General features: G+C 28.6%; 20 protein-coding genes and 2 pseudogenes. All 22 read left to right on the forward strand.

Annotated features, from left to right (window positions below; all coding sequences use genetic code 11):
- The first annotated feature begins 150 nt into the window (after nt 1–150).
- The 22 genes and pseudogenes from murB to BUA19_RS11855 all read left to right on the forward strand — a co-directional run bounded on the left by murB (nt 151) and on the right by BUA19_RS11855 (nt 24,887).
- Nucleotides 151–1,065 (forward strand): UDP-N-acetylmuramate dehydrogenase, encoded by a 915-nt coding sequence (gene murB / locus BUA19_RS05390; RefSeq protein ID WP_072724461.1) that lies wholly within the window; start codon nt 151–153, stop codon nt 1,063–1,065.
- 15 nt (nt 1,066–1,080) lie between these two features.
- Nucleotides 1,081–1,803: a PHP domain-containing protein gene (locus tag BUA19_RS05395; protein ID WP_072724463.1), complete on the forward strand. Its 723-nt coding sequence runs from the start codon at nt 1,081–1,083 to the stop codon at nt 1,801–1,803.
- Between the two features lie 5 nt (nt 1,804–1,808).
- Entirely contained in the window at nt 1,809–2,666 is an 858-nt protein-coding gene (gene rapZ / locus BUA19_RS05400; RefSeq protein ID WP_072724465.1) for an RNase adapter RapZ, read from the forward strand.
- 12 nt (nt 2,667–2,678) lie between these two features.
- Nucleotides 2,679–3,776, forward strand: a complete 1,098-nt coding sequence (locus BUA19_RS05405) for a gluconeogenesis factor YvcK family protein (RefSeq protein WP_072724467.1) — start codon at nt 2,679–2,681, stop codon at nt 3,774–3,776.
- Nucleotides 3,777–3,876: 100 nt separating this feature from the next.
- Entirely contained in the window at nt 3,877–4,299 is a 423-nt protein-coding gene (locus BUA19_RS05410; RefSeq protein ID WP_072724468.1) for an NUDIX hydrolase, read from the forward strand.
- A 116-nt stretch (nt 4,300–4,415) separates the two neighbouring features.
- A complete protein-coding gene (gene whiA / locus BUA19_RS05415; protein WP_072724469.1) occupies nt 4,416–5,390 on the forward strand; it encodes a DNA-binding protein WhiA in 975 nt (324 codons plus the stop codon).
- Complete coding sequence (locus BUA19_RS05420; RefSeq protein WP_072724471.1) at nt 5,371–5,637, forward strand: HPr family phosphocarrier protein; 267 nt, start codon at nt 5,371–5,373, stop codon at nt 5,635–5,637. The genes whiA and BUA19_RS05420 overlap by 20 nt, the downstream gene beginning before the upstream one ends.
- Before the next feature lie 154 nt (nt 5,638–5,791).
- Entirely contained in the window at nt 5,792–6,361 is a 570-nt protein-coding gene (locus tag BUA19_RS05425; RefSeq protein ID WP_072724473.1) for a biotin transporter BioY, read from the forward strand.
- Between the two features lie 14 nt (nt 6,362–6,375).
- Nucleotides 6,376–7,353 (forward strand): biotin synthase BioB, encoded by a 978-nt coding sequence (gene bioB / locus BUA19_RS05430; RefSeq protein WP_072724475.1) that lies wholly within the window; start codon nt 6,376–6,378, stop codon nt 7,351–7,353.
- Between the two features lie 12 nt (nt 7,354–7,365).
- On the forward strand, nt 7,366–8,046 hold the full coding sequence (gene bioD, locus BUA19_RS05435; RefSeq protein ID WP_072724477.1) for a dethiobiotin synthase: 681 nt from the start codon (nt 7,366–7,368) through the stop codon (nt 8,044–8,046).
- A gap of 13 nt (nt 8,047–8,059) precedes the next feature.
- Entirely contained in the window at nt 8,060–9,409 is a 1,350-nt protein-coding gene (gene bioA, locus BUA19_RS05440) for an adenosylmethionine--8-amino-7-oxononanoate transaminase (RefSeq protein WP_072724479.1), read from the forward strand.
- 181 nt (nt 9,410–9,590) lie between these two features.
- A pseudogene (gene dnaE, locus BUA19_RS05445) lies at nt 9,591–10,784 on the forward strand (DNA polymerase III subunit alpha); the annotation flags it as partial.
- Between the two features lie 337 nt (nt 10,785–11,121).
- Nucleotides 11,122–13,404: pseudogene (gene dnaE / locus BUA19_RS05450) on the forward strand (DNA polymerase III subunit alpha); the annotation flags it as partial.
- Nucleotides 13,405–13,536: 132 nt separating this feature from the next.
- Nucleotides 13,537–14,496, forward strand: a complete 960-nt coding sequence (gene pfkA / locus BUA19_RS05455; RefSeq protein WP_072724483.1) for a 6-phosphofructokinase — start codon at nt 13,537–13,539, stop codon at nt 14,494–14,496.
- A gap of 40 nt (nt 14,497–14,536) precedes the next feature.
- Entirely contained in the window at nt 14,537–16,294 is a 1,758-nt protein-coding gene (gene pyk, locus BUA19_RS05460) for a pyruvate kinase (RefSeq protein WP_072724484.1), read from the forward strand.
- A gap of 146 nt (nt 16,295–16,440) precedes the next feature.
- Nucleotides 16,441–17,046 carry a TetR/AcrR family transcriptional regulator gene (locus BUA19_RS05465; protein ID WP_072724486.1) on the forward strand — a complete coding sequence of 202 codons (606 nt, stop codon included), beginning with the start codon at nt 16,441–16,443 and terminating at the stop codon, nt 17,044–17,046.
- Nucleotides 17,047–17,063: 17 nt separating this feature from the next.
- Nucleotides 17,064–19,070, forward strand: coding sequence for a methyl-accepting chemotaxis protein (locus BUA19_RS05470; RefSeq protein WP_072724488.1), 2,007 nt, complete (start codon nt 17,064–17,066; stop codon nt 19,068–19,070).
- Between the two features lie 211 nt (nt 19,071–19,281).
- Complete coding sequence (locus tag BUA19_RS05475) at nt 19,282–20,862, forward strand: sodium-dependent transporter (RefSeq protein ID WP_072724490.1); 1,581 nt, start codon at nt 19,282–19,284, stop codon at nt 20,860–20,862.
- 232 nt (nt 20,863–21,094) lie between these two features.
- On the forward strand, nt 21,095–21,790 hold the full coding sequence (locus BUA19_RS05480; RefSeq protein WP_143145378.1) for a hypothetical protein: 696 nt from the start codon (nt 21,095–21,097) through the stop codon (nt 21,788–21,790).
- Nucleotides 21,791–21,856: 66 nt separating this feature from the next.
- On the forward strand, nt 21,857–23,215 hold the full coding sequence (rlmD, locus tag BUA19_RS05485) for a 23S rRNA (uracil(1939)-C(5))-methyltransferase RlmD (RefSeq protein ID WP_072724492.1): 1,359 nt from the start codon (nt 21,857–21,859) through the stop codon (nt 23,213–23,215).
- Between the two features lie 135 nt (nt 23,216–23,350).
- Nucleotides 23,351–23,656 (forward strand): YjcQ family protein, encoded by a 306-nt coding sequence (locus BUA19_RS05490; protein ID WP_072724495.1) that lies wholly within the window; start codon nt 23,351–23,353, stop codon nt 23,654–23,656.
- Nucleotides 23,657–23,687: 31 nt separating this feature from the next.
- Nucleotides 23,688–24,887: an HNH endonuclease gene (locus BUA19_RS11855; RefSeq protein WP_072724497.1), complete on the forward strand. Its 1,200-nt coding sequence runs from the start codon at nt 23,688–23,690 to the stop codon at nt 24,885–24,887.
- The last annotated feature ends 148 nt before the right edge of the window (nt 24,888–25,035 follow it).

Consider the following 25,035-nt stretch of genomic DNA (forward strand, 5'->3'; position numbering starts at 1 on the left):
GTTTTTTAGTTTACATCCTTCTTAAATTTATAGTTTTGAGAACATTTTTGTAGAGATACTTTATATAATAAAGTATCTCTTTTTTTCTTTTGACCTTGTGTTAAATTAATTATATACTTAAAGGTGTTATATTATTTTGGAGGGATTTGTATGAATAAGGATTATGTATATGCTAGATTGTGTGAAATTTTAGATGAAAGAGATATATTAGTAGATGAATATATGAAAAATCATACTTCTTTTAAAATAGGAGGACCGGCAGATTTTTTAGTTACTCCTAGGAGTGAAGATCAGATAAAAAAAATAATAATGTTTGTAAATAAAGAAAATATTCCTTATTTTTTAATGGGAAATGGATCAAATCTTTTAGTTAAAGATGGAGGGATAAGAGGAGTTGTAATTAAAATAGCAGAAAATTACAGTGGTTTTGAAATAAAAGATAATATTATAAAAGCTCAGGCTGGAATATTACTATCAAAACTTGCTAAAAATATTTTAAAGCATTCTCTTTCTGGATTTGAATTTGCAAGTGGAATTCCGGGAACATTAGGTGGAGCTATTGCTATGAATGCAGGAGCTTATGGTGGAGAAATGAAAGATGTTGTTGATTCTGTTAAGCTTTTAGATTTAGATGGAAATATATTTGAGCTTAACAATGAAGAGATGAAATTTGGATATAGAAAAAGTATATTAACTGAAAAAAAATTTATAGTGTTAGAAGTTAAGATAGTTCTTAATAAGGGTAATTATGAAGATATAAAATCTGTGTATAATGATTTAACATTAAGAAGGACTACTAAACAACCACTTAACATGCCTAGTGCAGGAAGCACATTTAAAAGACCTAAAGGTTATTATGCAGGCAAATTGATAGAAGATAGTGGACTTAGAGGTATTACTTTAAATGGAGCGCAAGTATCTAAAAAACACTGTGGATTTGTAGTAAATGCAGGGAATGCAACAGCTAAAGATGTACTTGAACTTCTTGATGTTATAAAAAAGACAGTATATGATAAATTTAATGTAGTGTTAGAAGAAGAAATTAAGATTATTGGAGAAGATTAAAAAGGGGAATTTGTTATGAATGTAATTGCAGACTATCATACTCATACTGTTTATAGCCATGGCAAAGGAAGTATAGAAGACAATGTGAAGGTTGCTATATCTAAAGGGCTTAAAACAATAGGAATTTCTGACCATGGATATAAACATATGGGTTTTGGGATTAAATACAGGGATATTCCTAAAATGAGAGAAGAAATAGATTATTTAAGAGAAAAGTATCCTAATATAAATATTTTGATGGGTATAGAGGCAAATATTTTGGATGAAGATGGAAATATAGATGTAGATGATAAAGTTAGAAAGTATTTTGACTATATAATGGCAGGTTATCATTTCGGTTCAACTCCTACTAAATTAATAAAGGGAAGTTTAAATCACTTTATTAATTTAGTAGGTCCATTAAAAAAATTTGCCATTAAATATAATACTAATGCAGTAGTGAATGCAATGAAAAAAAATGATATATTTATAATAACACACCCTGGAGCTAAAGCGATGATAGATTTAGTTGAAGTTGCAAAAGTTGCTAAAGAAACAAATACAGCTCTTGAAATAAATTCTAGACATGGACATTTGACGATTGAAGAACTTAAATTAATTAAAGATATTGGTGTGAAATTTGCAATAGGATCTGATGCACATGAGCCAGAAAGTGTAGGAAATTTCATAGATGGAATATATAGAGCTAAGAAGGCAGGAGTTGATATAAAAAGTATTATAAATATAGACGGGAGATGAAGTGGTTGAAGTTTGTAATAGTAACTGGTCTATCTGGTGCAGGAAAAAGTGAAGCTATGAAAGCTTTAGAAGATATAGGATTTTACTGTGTAGATAATTTACCAATTACTCTTATATCAAAATTTACAGAACTTTGTTATCAATCTAAAAGTACTATAGAAAAAATAGCTTTAGGAATAGATATAAGAGGTAGAGGATTTTTTAAATATTTAAATGATAGTTTAGAAATGTTAAAAAAATTTGGATATGAATATGAAATACTATTTTTAGATTGTGATGATAGCGTTTTAGTTAAAAGATACAAAATGACTAGAAGAAATCATCCGCTATCTTCTAATACAGATATAGTTGAAGGGATAAAAAAAGAAAGAGAATTTTTACATGAACTAAAACAAAAAGCAAACAATATAATAAATACTAGCAATATGAAACCAAGAGATTTAAAAGAGGAAATAAATAGAATATATCTTGAAGGAGATAAAAAGAACAACCTTACAATATCAGTAATGTCATTTGGATTTAAACATGGAATACCTCTTGATGCAGATTTAGTATTTGATGTTAGATTTTTACCTAATCCATACTATGTAGAAGAATTGAGAGAAAAGACAGGAGAAGAAGAAGTTGTCAGAACTTATGTAATGAATTCTCCTATAAGTATAAAGTTTTTTGAAAAATTATCAGATATGATAGATTTTTTGATACCTCAATATGTAGAGGAAGGGAAAAATCATTTAGTTATTGCTGTTGGGTGTACTGGTGGAAGACATAGATCTGTAACTATAGCAAATTTACTTTATGACTATCTAAAAGAAAAAAATTATAGAGTTTTAAAAAGACATAGGGATCATACATTGAGATAGTTGGAGGATAAAATGAATAATTTTGGCTTTTATATGGGGATGATAGGAAGTGTTTCTCTAGGGATTTCAATATATTTAAATTATAAAGTGATAAAAAGTAAAAAAATAATGGATAAGTTTAAAAGAGGACCTAAGATAGTTGTAATAGGCGGGGGAACAGGACAATCGATTTTTTTAAGAGGTTTAAAGAAATTTACAAATAATATTACTGCAGTTGTTACTGTTGCAGATGATGGAGGAGGTTCTGGTGTTTTAAGAGAGGATCTTGGGATGCTTCCGCCAGGAGATATAAGAAACTGTATATTGGCTCTTGCTGATATGGAGCCTACCATGGAAAAAATAATGCAGTATAGATTTACAGAAGGACAGTTAAAAGGACAGAGTTTTGGTAATTTATTCTTAGCTGCTATGAATGGAGTTTACGGTAATTTTGAAATAGCTGTTTCGAAAATATCTGAAATATTTGCTGTTACAGGAAAGGTTTTTCCAGTAACTACAGAAGATATAAAGCTTATAGCAAAATTAAAAAATGGGAATATAATTAAAGGAGAATCATTAATACCAAAAGAAGTAAAAAAACAAAATAGTAGAATAGATAGAGTTTTTTTAGAGCCTAAAAATCCAAAGCCATTAAAAGAGGTTTTAAATGCCATTGAAGATGCAGATTTGATAGTTATGGGGCCAGGTAGTTTGTATACCAGTATTATACCTAATTTAATGGTAGATGATATAGTAGATTCTATAATCAAAACAAAAGCATTAAAGGTTTATGTATCAAATATAATGACTCAACCAGGAGAAACTGATGGTTATAATGTATATGATCATGTAAATGCAATAATAAGTCATACGAGGGATGAAATAATAGATTTAGTTATAGCAAATGATGAAAAAATATCGAGTAATTATTTAAAAAAATACGAAGAAGATGGTGCGACTCAGGTCTTAATAGATAAAAAACAGATAAAAAAGCTCAATGAAATGAATATATCTGTTATGCAAACTAATCTTGTGGAGATTAAGAAAAAGTATATAAGACATAATTCGGAAAAATTAGGAAGAATAATAGCCGAATTGGCACTAAATAAAAAGATAAATTCTATAATATAAAAAAGGCTTTTATATAATTGTATTAAAAATATAAAGAAGGATTTGAAGTTTTTATGTAGAAATTCTTATTATTATGCTTTTTTAAGGAGTGAATCTATAAATGAGAGAAGAAATTAGTGCCGGCGGGGTAGTATTATTTGGAAATGCAATACTTCTTTTAAGAAAGTATAATGGAGATTGGGTTCTTCCGAAAGGAAAAGTTGAGGAAGGAGAAAAAAAAGATGAAGCTGCATTAAGAGAGGTATTAGAAGAAGCAGGAGTAAAAGGTGAAATAATAAAATATTTAGGAGAAATTCATTATACTTTTAAGGAAAATTGGGATGAAAGTAAAACGGTTCATAAAACTGTTTTTTGGTATCTTATGAGATCAAAATCTATGAATACTATTCCTCAAAGAGAAGAGGGTTTTATAGATGCTAAATTTATTCATATCAATAGAGTAGTAGAGTTAGCCAGATATGATGATGAAAAAGAGATAATAAAAGTAGCATTGGAAGAAATAGAAAGGCTATCTTTGCTTTGAGTTAATAGTTGAAAGTTTAATATTTTCCACCACATATACTTACGACTTAAGTTGTGAGTTTGTGGTGGAAATTCAAATGGTAGGTTATGTATAGAATATAATTATAGGTGAGATTTATGTCGTTTTCAGTTACAACAAAAAATGAATTAGCTAGAATTATTTCTACTAAAAGGTGTTGCAATATATCAGAGCTTGCAGCAATAATAAGAATGAGTGGAACAATTCAATTGATGGGATTTGAAAAATTAAATCTCAAAATTTCAACAGAAAATCCAGCAATAGCTAGAAAAATATTTAAGCTTTTAAAACTGTGTTTTAATATACATACAGAGATAATGGTAAAGAAAAATAGAAATTTGAAAAAAAATAATAGTTATATACTTTTGATTACTAGTGATATGGGAGCAAAAGATGTTTTAAAAGAAGTAGGTATATTAGATGATAGTAAAAATTTTGTTATAAATAATAAGATACCTGATTATATATTCAATGATAATAACTGTAAAAAAGCATATATAAGAGGTGCTTTTTTAGGTGGAGGGTCTATAAGTGATCCAGAAAAGACTTATCACATAGAATTTGTGACTAATAATGAAGAATTTAGTGTTAGTCTTAAAGAACTTATAAATTCTCTGTCGTTCAATTCTAAGATAGTAGTTAGAAAAAATAATTATGTTATATATTTGAAAGAAAGTGAACAAATATCTGATTTATTAAATATAATAGGAGCTCATAAGGCATTGTTGCATTTAGAAAATGTAAAAATAGTAAAAGAAATGAGAAATAATGTAAATAGGATTGTAAATTGTGAAACTGCAAACTTAAGTAAAACAGTAAATGCAGCCATAAGACAGATAAAAAACATAGAGTATATAAAAAATACAGTAGGTTTGGATGCGCTCCCTAGAAACTTAAAAGAGATTGCACATCTTAGAATTGAATATGAGGATTTAAGTTTAAAGGAATTAGGAGAGATGTTGAATCCTCCTATTGGAAAATCAGGTGTCAATCATAGATTAAGGAAGATTGAAAAAATAGCAGAAGATTTAAAAAAAGGAAGGGTAGGAAGTTATGATAAAAAAAGAGTTTGAAATATTAAATCAGATAGGTCTTCATGCAAGACCAGCAGCTTTATTTGTTCAGACTGCAAATAAATTTTCATCAGAAATCTATGTTGAACAAAATCAAAATAAGGTTAATGGAAAATCTATAATGGGGATTATGGCTTTAGGTTTGTCAAAAGGTGAAAAAATAGTTTTGGTTATAGATGGACCAGATGAGAAAGAGGCGATGGATGCCATGGAAGAACTTTTAACTAAAAAGTTACTAGAAATGTAATAACTAAAAAAAGAATGCTCAATTTTGAGCATTCTTTTTTTATGAATAGAAAATTATAAAAAAATTGTAAACTTAAAATAAAAATAAGTTGACAAATAAAATAATATGCTATACAATTGTCCTAGAAAAATTTACTAAAGAAAGGAGATTGATTATGAAAATAAAAACTCGTGATATGATTTTAATTTCTATATTTGCAGCACTGACAGCAATTGGAGCTTTTATAAAAATACCAACTCCAATAGTTCCTTTTACGCTACAATTTTTATTCTGTGCTTATTCTGGAATTTTTCTTGGTGGAAAGTATGGAATGTATTCACAGCTTTTATATGTAGGAATAGGTTTAATAGGTATACCTGTTTTTGCAAATGGAGGAGGAATAACTTACATATTTCAACCTACATTTGGATATTTAATAGGATTTGTAGTATGTTCTTATGTAGTTGGAAAATTAACTGAAAATTTAGACAAAGTAAGCTTTACAAAGATATTCACTCCTGTATTGATAGGGCTATTCTTTGTCTATTTATTTGGAGTTTCATATCTATATATGATAATAAATTTATATATGAAAAAAGAAATGTCAATAAGAAGTGCTATTGCAGCTGGGTTCACTCCTTATATAACATCAGATTTAATTTTAAGCGTATTAGTTTCTGTTACATCTCTATATGTAATACCTGCTATTAGAAAAGCAGGATTTAAGAAAGAGTTTGTTAGATAAAGGAGATGAACAAAATGAAGTTTTTTATAGAAACAATTAAGAATAAAGTTCTAAATGGAGAAGATTTAAATTATGAAGAAGCAATTAAAATAGCAAATATAGATGAAAATGATATTGAAAGTATTGAAGCTTTACTTAATGGAGGAAATGAAATAAGAAAAGAGTTTGTAGGTAATAAAGCCGATTTGTGTACAATAATAAATGCTAAATCTGGAAGATGCAGTGAAGATTGTAAATATTGTTCTCAATCTGCTCACTATAATACTGGTGTTAAAGAATATCCTCTTTTAAGTTATGATGAGGTTTTAAAAAGAGCTTTAGATATGGAGAAAAAAGGAGTACACAGATTTTCTTTAGTTACTAGTGGAAGAGGAGTTGAAGGAGATGACTTTGAAAAAATATTAGATATTTACAGAAAATTAAGCAAAGACACAAACTTAAACTTATGTGCATCCCATGGCATTATAAGTTATGATCAAGCTCTAAAATTAAAAGAAGTTGGAGTAAGTATGTATCATCATAATTTAGAAACTAGTAGTAATAATTATGAAAATATATGTACAACACATACTTATCAAGATAGGGTAAACACAATAAAAAATTGTATAAAAGCTGGGCTTGACGTTTGTTGTGGAGGAATAATAGGAATGAATGAAGGTATAGAAGATCGAGTAAAAATGGCATTTGAGATAAAAAAGTTAAATATAAAATCTATACCAATAAATATCTTAAACCCCATAAAAGGAACTCCATTTGAAAATATAAAAGCTTTATCTCCTATTGAAATATTAAAAACAATGGCTATTTATAGATATATAATTCCTGATTCATATATAAGATACGCTGGAGGAAGAATAGCTCTTAAAGATAAGCAGAATATAGGATTTAGATCGGGAGTTAACTCAGCACTTGTTGGAAACTATTTAACTACTATTGGAAGTGATATAGAAAAGGATAAAGAAATGATAATATGCGAAGGGTTAGAGATATAAGGAGGTGATATTTTGGGAAGAGGAGTATTTATAATAGGAACTGATACTGATGTTGGAAAAACTTTTGTAAGCGCTGGTATTACTTATATGCTTAGAAAAAATGAATATAAAGCATGTTATTTTAAACCAATTCAAAGTGGAGGAACAATTCCTATTGATGTAAAGTTTGTAAAAGATGTATGCCATATAGAGGAAAGTTATGAGTTGATGAACTCATATTGTTTTAAAGAGGGAGTTTCACCTCATCTTGCATCTAAAATAGAAAATATAACTATTAAAAAAGAAAAAATATTAGATACATATAAAGAACTAATAAAAAAATATGATTATGTTGTAGTTGAAGGTGCTGGAGGAATAATTGTTCCTTTAATAGAAAATGAGTATTATATTTATGATCTTGTAAAAGACTTAAAACTACCTTGTGTTATTGTAGCAAGAGCAGGGGTTGGAACTATAAATCATACTGTTTTAACATATGAATTTGCAAAAAGTAAAGGGATAGATGTAAAAGGAATAATAATAAATGAATATAGTGGTGGGTTTTATGAAGAGGATAACGTTAACATCCTAAAAAATATAACAAAACTTAAAGTGATTTCAAAAATAAGTAAACTAGAAAATTTAAATAAAAATACAATAAAAAATGAGTATGAAAAAAATATAAATATAGATAATATTTTAGATTTGTTTTAAAGGAGAGAATAAAATGAATAAACTTCAAGAAAAAGATTTAAAATATATATGGCATCCTTGTTCTCAAATGAAGGATTATGAGACTTTTCCTCCTATAATTATAAAAAAGGGAGAGGGAGTTTTTCTTTATGATACAGATGAAAATAGATATTTAGATGCAGTGTCTTCTTGGTGGGTAAATTTATTTGGACATTCTAATGAAAGAATAAATAAAGCATTATATAATCAATCACAGAAATTAGAACATGTTATATTTGCTAATTTTTCACATGAAAAAGCTATTGAACTTGCAGAAAATATTATAAATATAACTCCTGATAGACTTAAAAAGGTATTTTTTTCTGATAATGGATCATCTTCCATTGAAGTAGCTTTAAAGCTTAGTTTTCAATATCATCAGCAAACAGGAAAAACTAAAAAGAAAAAGTTTTTAGCAATAAAAGATGCATATCATGGAGAGACTATCGGTGCTTTATCTGTAGGAGATATAGAGCTTTATAATAAAATATATAAGCCCATACTTTTAGATACTATAAAAGTAGATGGACCTGATTGTTATAGATGTAAGTATAATAAAGATAGAAAAAACTGTAATGCACAATGCTTTGAAGACATACAGAGAGTTGTTATAGAAAAACATGAAGAAATAAGCGGTATAATAATTGAACCTATAGTTCAATGCGCTTCTGGAATGAAAATTTACTCCCCTAATTATCTTAAAAAACTTAGAAAGCTTTGTGATGAATATGATATTAATTTGATTGCTGATGAAATTGCTGTAGGCTTTGGAAGAACGGGAAAAATGTTTGCTTGCGAACATGCTCATATTTCTCCAGATATAATGTGTCTGTCTAAAGGACTTACAGCAGGTTATTTACCTCTTTCTTTAACACTTATGAGTGATAAAATTTATGATGCTTTTTATGATGATTATAATAAAATGAAAGCATTTTTACACAGTCACAGCTATAGTGGAAATGCTCTTGGATGTAGTGTTGCTTGTGAGACTTTAAAAATATTTAAAGAAGAAAATATATTAGAAAATAATATACATAAATCAAATAAATTGAAAGAAAAAATAGAAGATATATTACCATATATTCCTCATTTAGGAGAGTACAGACAAATTGGAATGATTGGTGCAATAGAGCTTGTAAAAAATAAAGAAACAAAAGAAGGATTTGATTTTAGAAAAAGAGTGGGCTATAACATATATAAAATAGCACTTAAAAAAGGAGTACTTTTAAGGCCTCTGGGAAATATTATATATTTTATGCCTCCATATGTAATAAATGAAGAAGAAATGGATTTGATGGTAAATACTGCAAGAGATTCTATTATAGAATACTTTAAAAATAATTAATAGAGAATATATAGTGAAGTCTCGTATTAAAAAAGTACGGGATTTTTTTTGTCTTTAAATATTTAAGGTTATATGATAATTATATATTGTCAATTAATGGACAATATCCACAAGGTATATATATTCATGATAAAATAAAGAAGTATTTATTATTAAATTTTTATAGGGAGGTGAATGTGAAGTGGTTGAAGATTTTATTCATCTTCATGTTCATACTGAGTATAGTTTGCTCGATGGTTTTTCGAGGATAAATAAATTGATAAAAAGGGCTAAGGAACTAAATATGAAAGCAGTTGCTATAACTGACCATGGCTCAATGTTTGGGGTTATAGAATTTTATAAAAAAGCAAAAAAAGAGGGGATAAAACCTATTATAGGATGTGAGGTATATACAGCTTCACGTTCGTTAAGAGATAAAGACCCTAATTTTGATAAATATCAAGGGCATTTAGTACTTCTTGCAAAAGATATGACTGGATATAAAAATTTAATAAAATTAGTATCAACTGCATATGTAGAAGGTTTTTATTATAAGCCTAGAATTGATTTTGAGGAGCTTCAAAAGCATAGTGAAGGAATTATTGCTCTTTCAGCTTGTCTTGGAGGAGATGTTCAGCAAAGTTTGTTAAATAGAAATTATGAAAAGGCGAAAAAAATAGCTCTTAAGTTAAATGACATATTTGGGCAAGATAATTTTTATTTAGAACTTCAAGATCATGGATTGAAAGAGCAAAGAGAAGTTAATTTGAGTCTTATTAAATTATCAGAAGAAACAGGAATACCTCTTGTTGTTACAAATGATGTTCATTATGTAAGTAAAGAAGATTCGAAAATACACGATATACTTCTTTGTATTCAAACTGGAAAGACATTTAAAGATGAAAATAGAATGAAATTTGAAACTGATGAATTTTATTTAAAATCAAAAGAGGAAATGTATGATTTATTTTCTTATGTACCAGACGCTTTGGAAAATACAGTTAAGATAGCGAATAGATGTAATTTAGAATTTGATTTTAATCAAATACATCTTCCAAAATATAAAGTTCCAGATGGATTTACCCCAAGCAGTTATTTGAGAAAGCTTTGTATGGATGGACTAAAAGAGAGGTTTGAAAATCCATCAAATGAAATAATAGAAAGACTTAATTATGAGTTGAATGTAATAGAAAATATGGGGTATGTTGAGTATTTTTTGATTGTTTGGGATTTTATAAATTTTGCTAAAGAAAACAATATAATGGTAGGACCGGGAAGAGGTAGTGCAGCAGGTTCTATAGTTGCTTATGTACTTAAAATAACAGATATAGATCCTATAAAATACGGTCTTATATTTGAAAGGTTCTTAAACCCAGAAAGAGTATCCATGCCAGATTGTAAATATATTGCATAATGTAATAGATATAAAGAATTATGCAATATAATACACAGTCGTCTATAATGGAAACATTATAGTTAAAGTGCCTTGAATTGCTGGGAAGTCCTTAGAGTCAACCAAGCTACAACGTAAGGATGAAACAAGCCTAGGCGTGAATGCTTAAAAATTGGTTGAATTGGATAATCAGCAGCTAAGCTCCGAATAGGAGAAAGTTCAACGACCAGTCCAAAGGGACGTAGGGCTCATAAAGAGTTCGAAGCGGGGCATCCCCTAACAGGTTATGCTGAGGGGAAAGATATGGTCTACTCCCTCTTGAAAGAGAAGGGTATAAAGGATTGATATTGATTTCTGTTATGAGAGAAGAGAAGAAGTAATAGATTATGTAAAAAGAAAATACGGCGAAGATCATGTTGCTCAAATTATAACATTTGGAACAATGGGTGCAAAAGCTGCAATAAGAGATGTTGGAAGAGTACTTGATGTAAGTTATGCTGATGTAGATAAAATAGCAAAGGAAATTCCATTTGCTTTAGGTATGACAATAGACAAAGCTCTTGAAGTTAATAAAAATTTAAAGAGAATGTATGACGAAGATAAAGTTGTAAGAGAAATTATAGATATATCAAGAGAACTTGAAGGGATGCCAAGACATGCCTCAACTCATGCAGCAGGCGTTGTTATATCTAAAGAATCAGTAGATAGTTATGTACCTCTTTATATGCATGAAAATTCAATAACAACTCAATTTACAATGACTATTTTAGAAGAATTAGGTCTTTTAAAAATGGACTTTTTAGGACTTAGAACGTTGACTGTGATAAGGAATGCTATAGAGTTGATATATAAAAATCATGGTATAAAAATAGATTTTTCTAAAATAGATTATGATGATCCTAAAGTGTATGAACTTTTAAGTTCGGGTAATACTCTTGGTGTATTTCAATTAGAAAGTGCTGGCATGAGGCAGTTTATGAAAGAATTAAAGCCAGATAATTTTGAAGATATAATAGCTGGAATATCGTTATACAGACCAGGACCTATGGATTCAATTCCTGCATATATTAAAAACAAGAATAATCCTCAGGATATAAAATATATTCATCCAAAGCTTGAGCCGATACTTAATGTAACTTATGGGTGTTTAGTTTATCAAGAACAAGTTATGCAGGTAGTTAGAGAACTAGCAGGTTATTCTTATGGAAGAAGTGATCTTGTTAGACGTGCCATGGGTAAGAAAAAAATGGATATAATGGAGCAAGAAAGGCAGTACTTTATATATGGGAAATTAGATGAAGATGGCAATATAGAAATTCCTGGTTGTGTGAGAAATGGAGTAGATGAAAGTATAGCTAATAAAATATATGATGATATGATAGATTTTGCAAAGTATGCTTTTAACAAATCTCATGCTGCAGCTTATGGAGTTTTAGGTTATCAAACAGCATACCTAAAGGCTTATTATCCAGTGGAATTTATGGCGGCTTTAATTACCAGTGTAATGGGCAATACAGATAAAGTGGTTGAATATATAAGAGAGTGTAATACTCTTGGAATTGATGTCTTAAAGCCTGATATAAATAAAAGCTTTGGAAAGTTTTCAGTAGAAGGAAATAACATAAGATTTGGGCTTGAAGCTGTTAAAAATGTAGGGGTGAATGTTATAAAGGATATAATAGTTGAGAGAGAACAAAATGGTGAATTCAGTGATTTTATTCAATTTTGTAAAAGAGTTGATTCTAAAGATTTAAATAAAAGGGTTATAGAATCTCTTATAAAATGCGGTGCATTTGATAGTATAAATCCCAACAGAGCACAACTTATGGCTGGATTTGAAAAAATACTTGAAAGTATAGCAATGGATAGAAAGAAAAATTTAGTTGGACAAGTATCTTTATTTGATATGGCAAATGAAGAAGAAAATATTTATATTTTACCTAAAGTATCAGAATTTAAAGAAAAAGAAAAACTTTCTTTAGAGAAGGAAGTTTTAGGAATGTATATAAGTGGACATCCATTGTCACAATATGAAAGAGAACTTAAACTAAATAGTAGTATAAATATTAATGTATTATCACAAGTTAAAGAAAACTACGAAGAGTTTTTTAAATATGATAATAAAGATGTAACAATTGGTGGAATAATAATAAATAAGACTATAAAAACTACAAAGAGAAATGATATAATGGCTTTTATAGAACTTGAAGATCTATATGGAAGTATTGAAATAATAGTATTCCCTAGGGTTTTACAAAGGTATTCTGATTTAATAAAAGAAGATGCTATTGTTTATGTGAAAGGAAAACTTAGTATAAAAGAAGATGAAAATGCAAAAATTATAGCTAATGAATTTGAAGAAATTATAAAAATAGAAGACAGAGCTCTTTGGATAAAAATAAAAGATATATCAGATAAGAATGTTTTAATTGATGTAAAAAATATATTAAGTAAATATAAAGGGAACTCATTGACTTATTTGTATTGTGAAAAGAGTAAAAGAGCCTTTAAAGGTGAAAAAAACTTGATGGTACAGATAAATGAAAATTTGCTAGATGAGCTTCAAAATTTACTAGGAGAAGAAAATGTTAAAATCAAAAATATAAGTTTAAAAAATATTTAAAATTATGTTATAATATATTTTACTGAAGAATGTAGTTGAAAAAAGTAGTTTATTATATTTTTTTAAATATACTGGGATAAAAAATAACATACAGGGACATTTAATGTCCCTAGGGAAATAGGAGGTAAATGTATGAAGACAATAGCTGTTTTAACTAGTGGTGGAGATGCTCCAGGAATGAATGCTGCAGTAAGAGCTGTAGTAAGATCGGCAATATACAATGGCTGTAAAGTTTTTGGAGTAAACAGAGGGTATAGAGGATTAATAGATGGAGATTTATTTGAAATGGATTTATCTTCTGTTGGAGACATAATACATAGAGGTGGAACAGTACTTAAATCTGCTAGATGTTTAGAATTTAAAACAGAAGAAGGAAGAGAAAAAGCTCTAAATGTACTTAAAGTATTTGGGATAGATGGACTTGTTGTAGTAGGAGGAGATGGCTCTTTTCAAGGAGCTCAGAAATTAAGTGAAATGGGATTTCCAGCTATAGGGATTCCTGGAACTATAGATAATGATTTAGCTTATACTGACTATACAATAGGATTTGATACAGCACTTAATACTGTAATAGATGCAATAAGTAAAATAAGAGATACGTCATCTTCACATGAAAGAGTAAGTATAATTGAAGTTATGGGAAGACATTGTGGAGATATAGCTTTATACGCAGGACTTGCAGGTGGGGCTGAAGTTATAATAATTCCAGAAGCTGGGTATAATGAAGATGAAATATGCAAAAAATTAATTCAAAGCAAAAATAGAGGAAAAAAACACAGTATTATTATGCTTGCAGAAGGAGTTGGAGGAGCTCAAAAATTAGCTGATAAGATAAAAGAAAAGACTGGAATTGAATCTAGAGCTACAATTCTTGGACATATACAAAGAGGAGGAAGTCCAAGTGCATTTGACAGAATAATAGCAAGTCAAATGGGAGCTAAAGCTGTTGAACTTTTACTTGAAGGAAAATCTTCAAGAGTTGTAGGTATAAAAAACAATGAAATAATAGATGTAGATATACATGAGGCTTTAGCCATGGAAAGAAAATTAAATACTGAAATATATAAGTTAGTTGATATATTATCTATATAAAAGTATTTTAAGCCATAAAAATTTTAAGGAGGATGAATTGATGATAGGAAAAAAAACTAAAATTGTTTGTACAATAGGACCTGCAAGTGAGAAGAAAGAAGTTTTAAAAGAGCTTATAAATAATGGGCTTAATGTATGTAGACTTAATTTCTCTCATGGTGATTATGAAGAACATGGAGCAAGAATTAAAACAATAAAAGAATTAAGAGAAGAATTAAAAAAATCTGTAGCAATACTTTTAGATACAAAAGGACCAGAAATAAGAACTGGAAAATTTGCAGAACCAGAAGTTTTATTAGAAGAAGGACAAACATTTACTATTACAATGGAAGATGTTATTGGAACTAAAGAAAAGTGTACAGTAAGTTATAAGGGACTTATAGATGATGTAAAAGTAGGAGACACTATACTTATAGATGATGGACTTGTTGGACTTAAAGTAAAAGAAATAAAAGATCAAGATATAGTTTGTATAGTTGAAAATGCAGGAATAGTTAAAAATAATAAAGGCGTAAATGTTCCAGGTGTAAAAATAAATCTTCCTGCTATTACTGAAAAAGATAGAAAAGATATAGAATTTGGGATAGAACAAGGAATAGATTTTATAGCTGCATCTTTTGTCAGAAAAGCTTCTGATGTTCTTGCTATAAGAGAAATACTTGAAGCTAATAATGCAACAGATATTCAAATAATATCTAAAATTGAAAATCAAGAAGGTGTTGACAATATAGATGAAATTCTTGAGGTTTCAGACGGACTTATGGTAGCTAGAGGAGATTTAGGTGTTGAAATACCAACACAAGAAATACCTATAGCTCAAAAAATGATGATTAAAAAATGTAACCAATTAGGAAAGCCGGTTATAACTGCAACTCAAATGCTTGATTCTATGATAAGAAATCCAAGACCTACTAGAGCTGAAGTTACAGACGTTGCTAATGCAATTTACGATGGAACAGATGCAATAATGCTTTCTGGAGAAACAGCAGCAGGAAAATATCCAGTTGAGGCTGTTAAAACAATGGCGACAATAGCAAAAAGAACAGAAGAGTCACTTAACTATAACGAAATATTAAAGAGCAAGGGATTAAATGAAGTTAATGTTACAAATGCTATAAGTCATGCTACATGCACAACTGCAATTGACTTAAAAGCTTCAGCAATAGTTACATCTACATCTTCTGGACATACTGCTAGAATGGTATCTAAATTTAGACCAGAAGCTCCGATAATAGCAGCTACACATTGTGAAAAAGTAATGAGAAGACTTGCGCTTAGTTGGGGTGTATATCCTGTTTTAACTACAGCAGGAGAATCAACTGATGAAGTTGTAGATAATGCTATAAAAGCATCGCTTGAAGCTGGATATATAAAAGCTGGAGAATTAGTTGTAGTAACAGCTGGAGTTCCAGTAGGAGTAGCAGGAACAACTAACTTAATTAAAGTTCATGTTGTTAGTGAAATGTTAACTAAAGGTATAGGTGTTGGTAAAAAGTCAGTTACAGGAAAGGTTTGTGTTGTAAGAAATGCTAAAGAATTAGAGGGTAAATTTAACGAAGGAGATGTATTAGTTACTGTATTAACAGATACTGATATGAATGAGTATATTGAAAAAGCAGGAGCTGTTATTACTGAAGAAGGTGGAATAACAAGTCATGCTGCTATAGTTGGATTAAATTTAGAAAAACCAGTAATAGTTTCAGCTAAAAATGTTACGAAAATATTAAAAGATGGAGATGTTGTTACTGTAGATTCTGTAAGTGGAGTGGTATATAAAGGAAATACAAGAGTATTATAATAAAAAAAGAGTAAGCTGATGCTTACTCTTTTTGTTTAATGAGGAAAATATTTCAACAGCAATAAAATAATTAAACTATTTGGAAGGATGAACGATATATATATTAAACCAATAAAATTAAAGTTTAATAATTGAGGGGGCTTTAAATGACAGCACAAAAAATAAAGATAGTAACTCTAGAGCTTTTAGCTCAAAAAGGGTATGAAGGGACAAGTTTATCTGAAATTGCATATAAAGTTGGAATAAAAAAACCTTCCATATACGGTCATTTTACAAGTAAAGAAGAAATATTTTTTTCAGTGTTAAATGAAGAAATAATTAAATTTGAAGCTTATATTAATCAGATATTATTAAATATGAAAAATAAGGATATAAAAAGCAATCTTTTTGAATTTTTGAAAGAGTTTATAGAGTATTTTTATAAAAATTCTGTAAGAATAGGATTTTGGAGTTCTATTGTATTTTTTCCTCCATTTGAATTGAGAGAAAAAATAAAGATTAAACTCAAAAATATTGATAAATTGATTTACAATAGTATTTTAGAAATTATATGTAAGGAAATTAAAATTGAAGATATTTCAGAGGAAGATTTAGATAATATCATATATTCATATATATGTATTCTTAAAGGAAGTTTTGCTATGCTCATATATGATAAAAAATTTGATATTAAGCATATTGAATATATTTGGGAAACGTATTTAATTGGAATAGAAAATAAATTATCTAGTTTAGTAAATTATAATTTTTAAGAAAGGAGTTGTTTGATATGCTGAAATTTAATCGAGGATTAATATTTAAGTTAGTTATAACATTTACTTTGCTAATAAGTATACCGTTAGGTGTTTTGGGGGTAAATACATATTTAAAATCTACTTCTATTTTAGAGAATCAATTAAAAGAAGATTCTTTTGAAATGGTTAAACAAATAAAGGAAAATATTGTAACTTTTATAGAAGAAAATGAATATAATATTATTCAAATATCTCGAGATCCAAATGTTCAAAGAATATTGAGTACTCCAACAGCTAAAGATTATATGATGAAGAGTTTTGAGAGTTTTAAATATGCGCATCCATCTGTTGAATGTATATATTTAGGTACAAATAATAAAAATATGTATGTGTATCCCGAAAATGAATTATCTGTAGAGTATGATCCAACTCAAATGCAGTGGTATAAAGATGCTGTAGATAAAGATGGTATAGTTTGGTCAAATCCTCATAAAAGTTCAATTTCAGGGAAAATGGTTACTACAGTTTCAATTCCTGTATATAATCTTTTAGGGGCAAATGAATTTGTAGGGGTACTATCTATAGATATATCATTAAATTCTCTTTCAAACAAAGTAAATAGACTTAAAGTTGGGAAAAATGGTTATGCTGTTTTGTTAGATAAAAATTTAAATATTGTTACGCACAAAAATAAATCTCTTATAGGAAGTCCTGTAAAAGTAGAAAAACTTAGAAAAAAAATACAAGAATCTAAAGAAGGAACAGTAGAATATGAGATAAATGAAAAAGGAATTATTCAAGAAAAAATTGGTTTATTCACAAAGATAAATAAAATGGGATGGGTTGTTTTAGTAAGTATTTATTCTGATGAAATAAAAGATAATACTAAGGTTTTATTTAATAATACATTGCTTGTAGGATTAGTTTCAGTAGTGGTAGCTGTTTTTATAGCTGTAAAATTTGCTGCAAATTTAACAAAATCTATAAATGTTCTTTTATATAATATGAAAAAAGCAAAAGAAGGAGATTTTACAGTTAGGTGTAATTTAGATGATAAAGATGAAATAGGACAAATAGGAAAAGGTTTTAATGAAATGCTTGATGAGATAGGTAGACTTGTAAATAATGTAAAGCAGGTATCGGAGGAAGTGAGTCTATCTGCGCAAAATCTGGCAACAAATGCACAACAGACTAGTGCTTCAGTTGAAGAGGTATCAAGAACTATTAGTGAGATATCAAAAGGAGCATTAGAACAAGCAAGTGAAGCTGAAACGGGAGCGATATTAACTTCTAATCTTGCAAATAAATTAAATGAGCTTTCAGAAAATACAAATGATATGTTAGATAATGTTAATGAAGTAAATGATGTCAATTTAAGAGGTGCTCAAGTTGTAAAAGAATTAAAAGAAACGACAAAATTAAACAATGAAAGTACACAAAAAGCTCAAAATGCAATATTTGAACTTAATGGTAAAGTTGAAAATATAGTTAAGATATTAGATACAATAAGTTCTATAGCTGAACAAACTAATTTATTAGCACTTAATGCATCGATTGAAGCAGCACGTGCAGGAGAAGCTGGAAAAGGTTTTGCTGTGGTTGCAGATGAAATAAGAAAACTTGCAGAAAGTTCGAGTAATGCAGCAAATGAAATTAAAAATATTATTACTGATATTCAAAATGATACTAGTAAAACTGTAGATATTATGAATGAAGTTAAAGAAAGTAATACTAAACAATCAAATGCAGTAGTTAATGTCAATAATTCTTTTGAGATAATTAGAAATTCGATCGATAAAATTACACAAAAAATTAAATTGATTGGAGAATATGTTAATGATATAAATAATGATAAAGAAAATATAGTTAAATCAATTGAAAGTATTTCAGCTGTATCTGAAGAAACAGCTGCAGGATCTCAGGAAGTTAGTGCATCAATGCAACAGCAGGTAAGTGCTGTAGAAGAAGTTGCAAGCGCATCAGATATGTTAAGTCAACTTGCTGTTAAATTAAGTAGTGAAATAAGTAAATTTAAAATATAATATATATTCATAAAAAATCCCAGTTTTATTTAAATTGGGATTTTTTGATTGTTAAAAATTAAATTTCAGAAAAATTTTAAAAATCATTTGATTAATACAATTGGCAATAGTATAATAATAACTAAATATATGTAGTGTGTATAAAAACTACAAAAAACACATATACATATATATAAAACATATTTTATAAAATAAAAGGAGGGATATTTATATGTCAAGTTCAAGAGAAAATTGGGGATCCAAGATAGGACTTATATTGGCCATGGCAGGGAATGCTATAGGTCTTGGTAACTTTTGGAGATTCCCGTATCAAGCCGCTAGTAATGGTGGCGGAGCTTTCATGATTCCATATTTTGCTGCACTTATTATAATTGGTATACCTGTTATGCTTATTGAATGGAATCTTGGACGCTATGGTGGTAAGTATGGCCATGGAACACTTGGTCCAATGGTTTATTTACAAGCTAGGGAAGGAACAAAACCTAAAAATGCTGCAATAATAGGAGCGATAGCAGGAGCTATTGCATTTGGAGTAACATTACTTGTCAATTCATACTATAATCATATTATAGGATGGACATTGGGATATGGATTTTTATCAATTACTGGTGGGTATATGGATACAGCTAAATCTACTGGTGAAGTATTTGTCAATTATGTTCAAAATCCGACAATGGTATTTACTTTTTGGATAATTGCGCTAACAGGACTTGCATTTGCTGTTATGCGTGGAGTTCAAAAAGGTATAGAAGCTTGGGCAAAACTTATGATGCCTGTACTTTATACTTTTGGAATACTTCTTGCAATAAGATCTTTAACAATAGGGAGTCCAGTAAATCCAGATTGGTCATCTCTTAAAGGACTTAATTATATATGGAACCCAGATTTTACTTCTTTTAGTTGGAAGTCAGCAATTGCTGCTGCAGGTCAAGTATTTTTTACGTTATCTATAGGAATGGGTATCATATGTAATTATGCTTCTTATTTAAAACCAGATGATGATGTTGTTGTATCATCACTTGCAACAGTTTCATTAAATGAATTTGCTGAAGTTATACTTGGAGGAACTGCCGTTATTCCAATAGCTTATGCATTTATGGGACCAGATGGAGTTGGTCAAGGTGTTGGTCTTGCATTTATAGCACTTCCTAATGTATTTAGAACAATGGCTGGAGGTCAAATATTTGGATCTCTTTGGTTCTTATTGTTATTCTTTGCAGGATTTACTTCTGCTATAGCGATGTATAACTACTTAGTTGCGTTAATGGAAGAAGATTTAGGAGTTCAAAGAAGTAAAGCTGCTTGGTATGTATTCTTTGGTTATATAATAGTTGGTCTTCCTGTTGGACTTGAGCCAATATTGACTAAAACAGCAGATCTTGCTTATTTGACAGAAGTAGATAACTGGGTAGGTGTGTATTTGCTAGTAGTATTAGGAGTGATAGAAGTTATTGCCGCAGCTTGGTTGATGGGACATAAGGCATTAGAAGAAATGAACAAAGGAGGAATATGGCAAATACCAGAATGGTTTTTCAATATATTCCACAGATTTTTAACTCCGGTTGTTGCTATTACTTTATTATTCTTCTCTACTTTGGATTATATTAAAGCAGGATATTTTAAGGCAATTCCAGACTTTGTTGCTAAAACACCTGTATTAATTCCATGGGTTAATGCAGCTAGAATAGTTGTAGTTGGAGTATTGTTATTTGGATTTGTTCAATCATATAAATCTATAAGTAATAAATACGGTAAAGAACTTGATGAAAATAAAGTTTCTATACGTTTATAATTTTGAGGAGGGATATTATGACTGGAGCAGCAATGGGATTTTTGGGGACAGCATGGACTATTATATTTATAGCAATTGCTGTTACATTAAGACCTCTTTTGAAACATGAAAAAAATAAATAATTAAATATACACCCCGCCGATAACGGTGGGGTTTTAAATATATATAAAATGTGGTAAAATGAATTGAAGTTATTTTCTGAATTTTTACCGAGTTATTGGAGGTGAATTAGTTGAAAGCTTTAACATTAACAATTACATTGAAACAATTGCTTGATATGATAAAAAATTTAAAGAGCATTAAAGATTTTAAACGTGAAAAATATTTAGAACAAATATCTAGTATTTTAAATCAATATGAAAATTTAGATATACCTACAAATTTGAGTAATATTTATGATTCGCTTTGCAAGAAAGGAAAAGATCTTGTAAGAGAAATTAAAGAAAACAAAAATTCAAAGGAAAATTCAGATAAAATTGAAGCATACATAAGATATTTAAAAGCAGCAAAAGCAGATTTTCAAGGGAATTCAAATTATATTAATAAGTATTTTAGAAGTTTTTTGTTTACAGCAGTTCTTTTCTTAGCTTTATCTCCTCAATATTTTGGATTTATTCTTCCGGCTGTATTTTTTGTTCCAATATTTTTAGGTATAAGAGGAGTGAGAAATAGATCAATAACAGGGCTTTATATGAGTTTATCAGTAATTCCAGTTGCACTTATGACTTCTTTTATATGGATAAGATACGGAATTTATGTATTTTCTAATTATCAAGAGGCAATTTCTCAAGTTATACAAGCTACAGGAAAGTCAATTTCAGTAGCTAAGACATTGGTTATAGTACCGCCAATACTTGCATTTATACTTTTAACATTTGCAATAATTCAAGGATATAGAGGATATAAAAGTAAAGATTTATTTGTGTAGGGCTTTATAGCCCTTTTATTTTTTGGTATATTAGTTAAAGAAAATATCAAAGTAAGGAGAGCGAGTATGTTAGAAAAAGGAAAAAATTATATTGTTGATATAGTAGATATTGGCCATGGCGGAGTTGGAATAGGAAAATATGAAGGATTTACGGTATTTGTTGAAGGAGGTCTTATACAAGATAAAATAAAGGTTAATATAATAAAATCGAAGAAAAATTATGCTGAGGGTAAAATAGTAGAATTTATAGAAAAATCTCCTTTTAGAATAAGTAAAAAATGTCCTGATGAATTAGGCGATTGTGGTGGATGTCAAGTAATGCATCTTGATTATAAAAAACAATTAGAACTTAAGACTAATTTAGTTAGAGAAACTATAAAGAGAATAGGTAAATTAGATGATATAAAAATTCACGATACTATAGGAATGGATAGTCCTTTTAGATATAGAAATAAAGCACAGTTCCCGATAGGGAAAGTAGATAATAAAGCTGTACTTGGTTTTTATAAAAAGAAAAGTCATGAAATAATACCTACGCAAAAATGCATAATACAACATGAGATTAATGATAAAATAGTAGAAATAATAAAAACATATATAAATACATTTAAAATAAGTGTATATAATGAAAAAACTCATCAAGGGTTATTAAGACATTTAGTTACTAAAGTAGGATTTAAAACTAAAGAAGTTATGGTAGTACTTGTAGCTAACGGAAAAAAACTTCCGCATAGCAAAGAATTAATACATGTTTTAAAAGAGAATATACCTGGATTTAAAACATTAGTGTTAAATATAAATAAAAATAAAACTAATGTTATTTTAGGAAAGGAAAACAAAATATTATATGGAGATGGGAAAATACAAGATTATATAGAAGACCTTAAATTTAATATATCTTCTCTTTCGTTTTTTCAAGTAAATCCTATTCAAACAGAAGTTTTGTATAATAGAGCTTTGGAATATGCACAACTTACTGGAAATGAAGTGGTATTTGATATATATTGCGGAATAGGAACTATATCGTTGTTTTTGGCTAAAAAAGCTAAAAAAGTATATGGAATTGAAATAGTAGAAGATGCAATAAAAGATGCAAAAATAAATTCTAAGATGAATAATTTAGATAATACAGAGTTTTATGTTGGAAAAGCAGAAGAAGTAGTTCCAAAATTATATAGTGAAGGAAAAAGAGCTGATGTAGTTGTAGTTGATCCACCTCGTAAAGGTTGTGATGAAAAGGTGCTTGAAACTATTGTAAATATGGAGCCTAAGAGAGTTGTTTATGTATCTTGTAATCCGTCTACTCTTGCTAGAGATTTAGCATATTTAGATGAAAGAGGATATAAATGTGAGGAAATTCAACCAGTTGATATGTTTCCTCATACAATGCATGTTGAGTGTATTTCACAGATAGTGAAAAAATAAGAGGCGACTATATCTATAATACAAATAATTGAATATAAATCACTTATCAAAGAGCCATAAAAGAGGCTCTTTTTCTTTAAATTTTACAATGATTGGAATATAATTAAATTAAAAGAATATAAAGGGGGATTGGATATGAGTAAAACAAGAAAGATAATCTATAGTATATTAACAGAAATTCAAAAGGGGGAAAATAGACCACATTGGAAAGACTATGGTATTGAAAAAGAAGAGTTTGCAAATATAATTGAAATGATGGAGGATGAAGGACTTATTAAGAATTCATCAGTTGTTAGAGGGGGCATTGGTAACAAGGCACATGCCATATTTATTAAGGACGCTAAAATTACTATGAAAGGTTTAGATTATCTTGAAGAAAATAGTATATGGAAAAAGACATATAAAGGATTAAAAGAAGTTAGAGAATGGTTGCCATTATAATAAATATTATTAACAGAATGAGGGAGATAAAATGAAAATTTTAGAAGTTGAATATCTAAAAGGTATAAAAGATGAATACATAGAAGTGCTTTATCCAATTATGGAAAAATGTAATAATGAAGAAAGGTTATTAGTGTGTTTATATTTTATGTCAGAATTAGATGATGATTTAACCACTCTTAATAATATTGAAGATAATTTAAGAAAGATATTTCCCCCAATTATTTCTACAAATTATTTACCAAAAGATTATGCATCTTTTCAAGCATCAGTAATAAGAGGTCAATTTGATAGAGAAACTGAGAATGTAAAAAAAGGTAAATTACGACAAGAGAATAAATTATGGATTAGAGTAGGAAGAGGAAGATGGCGTAATACAGATTTAGGAAATGAAAGAGCAATAAAAATTTTACAACAAAATAATGTTAAAATAGTCCGAGTACAAAATAAAGTGTTTAATTCATGGGAATTATTAAGTGAGGATATACTATTAAAAACTGTAGATAAATCAGTTTTTCTTTACAATGGAACAGGTGTACCCATGAACATAAGAAGTTTTTTTGATAATTCGTTAGGTAGGGGAGAACAAAAACTAATTAAGTTAGTACATAAGGATAAAGAGTATTTAGCTAATTTTCAATTAGATAACTTAGAAGATCCAAGGTCAAGAATTATATGGAAAGCTGATTTTAGAGATTTGATAAAAAATACATTACCTGAATATTATGATTTGTTTAGTACCCAACAGGATATAATGGGTATTAACTTACCAAAGATTAGATTTGAAAAATATAAAAAAGATATATATATTGTTGATTTTATTATTCCAGATAACATATATAAAGATTTAGATTCAGAAGAAACTGAAGATAATACAGGTACTAAAGAATATAATGAAGAAAATAATACAGAAGGTAAAGTAAAATACTATTATGGTAAAAAGTATGAACGAAACCCTGAGAATAGGAGAAAAGCTATTGAGTATCATGGTACTAAATGTAAGATATGTAACTTTGATTTTGAAAAGTTTTATGGAAAGAGAGGTAGAGGTTATATTGAGATACATCATATAAAGCCTCTAAGTAGTTTAGAGAGTGAAACTAAAATTGACCCAAAAACTGATTTGATTCCTGTTTGTGCTAATTGTCATAGAATGATTCATAGAGAAAAAGATAACGTTTTAAGTATAGAGGAAATGAGATGTTTGATTGAGAAAAATAAAAGTAAATAAGTGTATAAACTAATAAATTAGAGCCTAACTAAAGGCTCTTTTTTTATTGTTATAAATGTTAAAAAATTATTACTGAAAATGGGTAAAACATGGGTAATATCACTTATTTAGCTCAAAGAAAAGAATATTATACTTGTTATAATAAAAA

Source organism: Tepidibacter thalassicus DSM 15285, assembly GCF_900129915.1.
Lineage (GTDB): Bacteria > Bacillota > Clostridia > Peptostreptococcales > Peptostreptococcaceae > Tepidibacter > Tepidibacter thalassicus.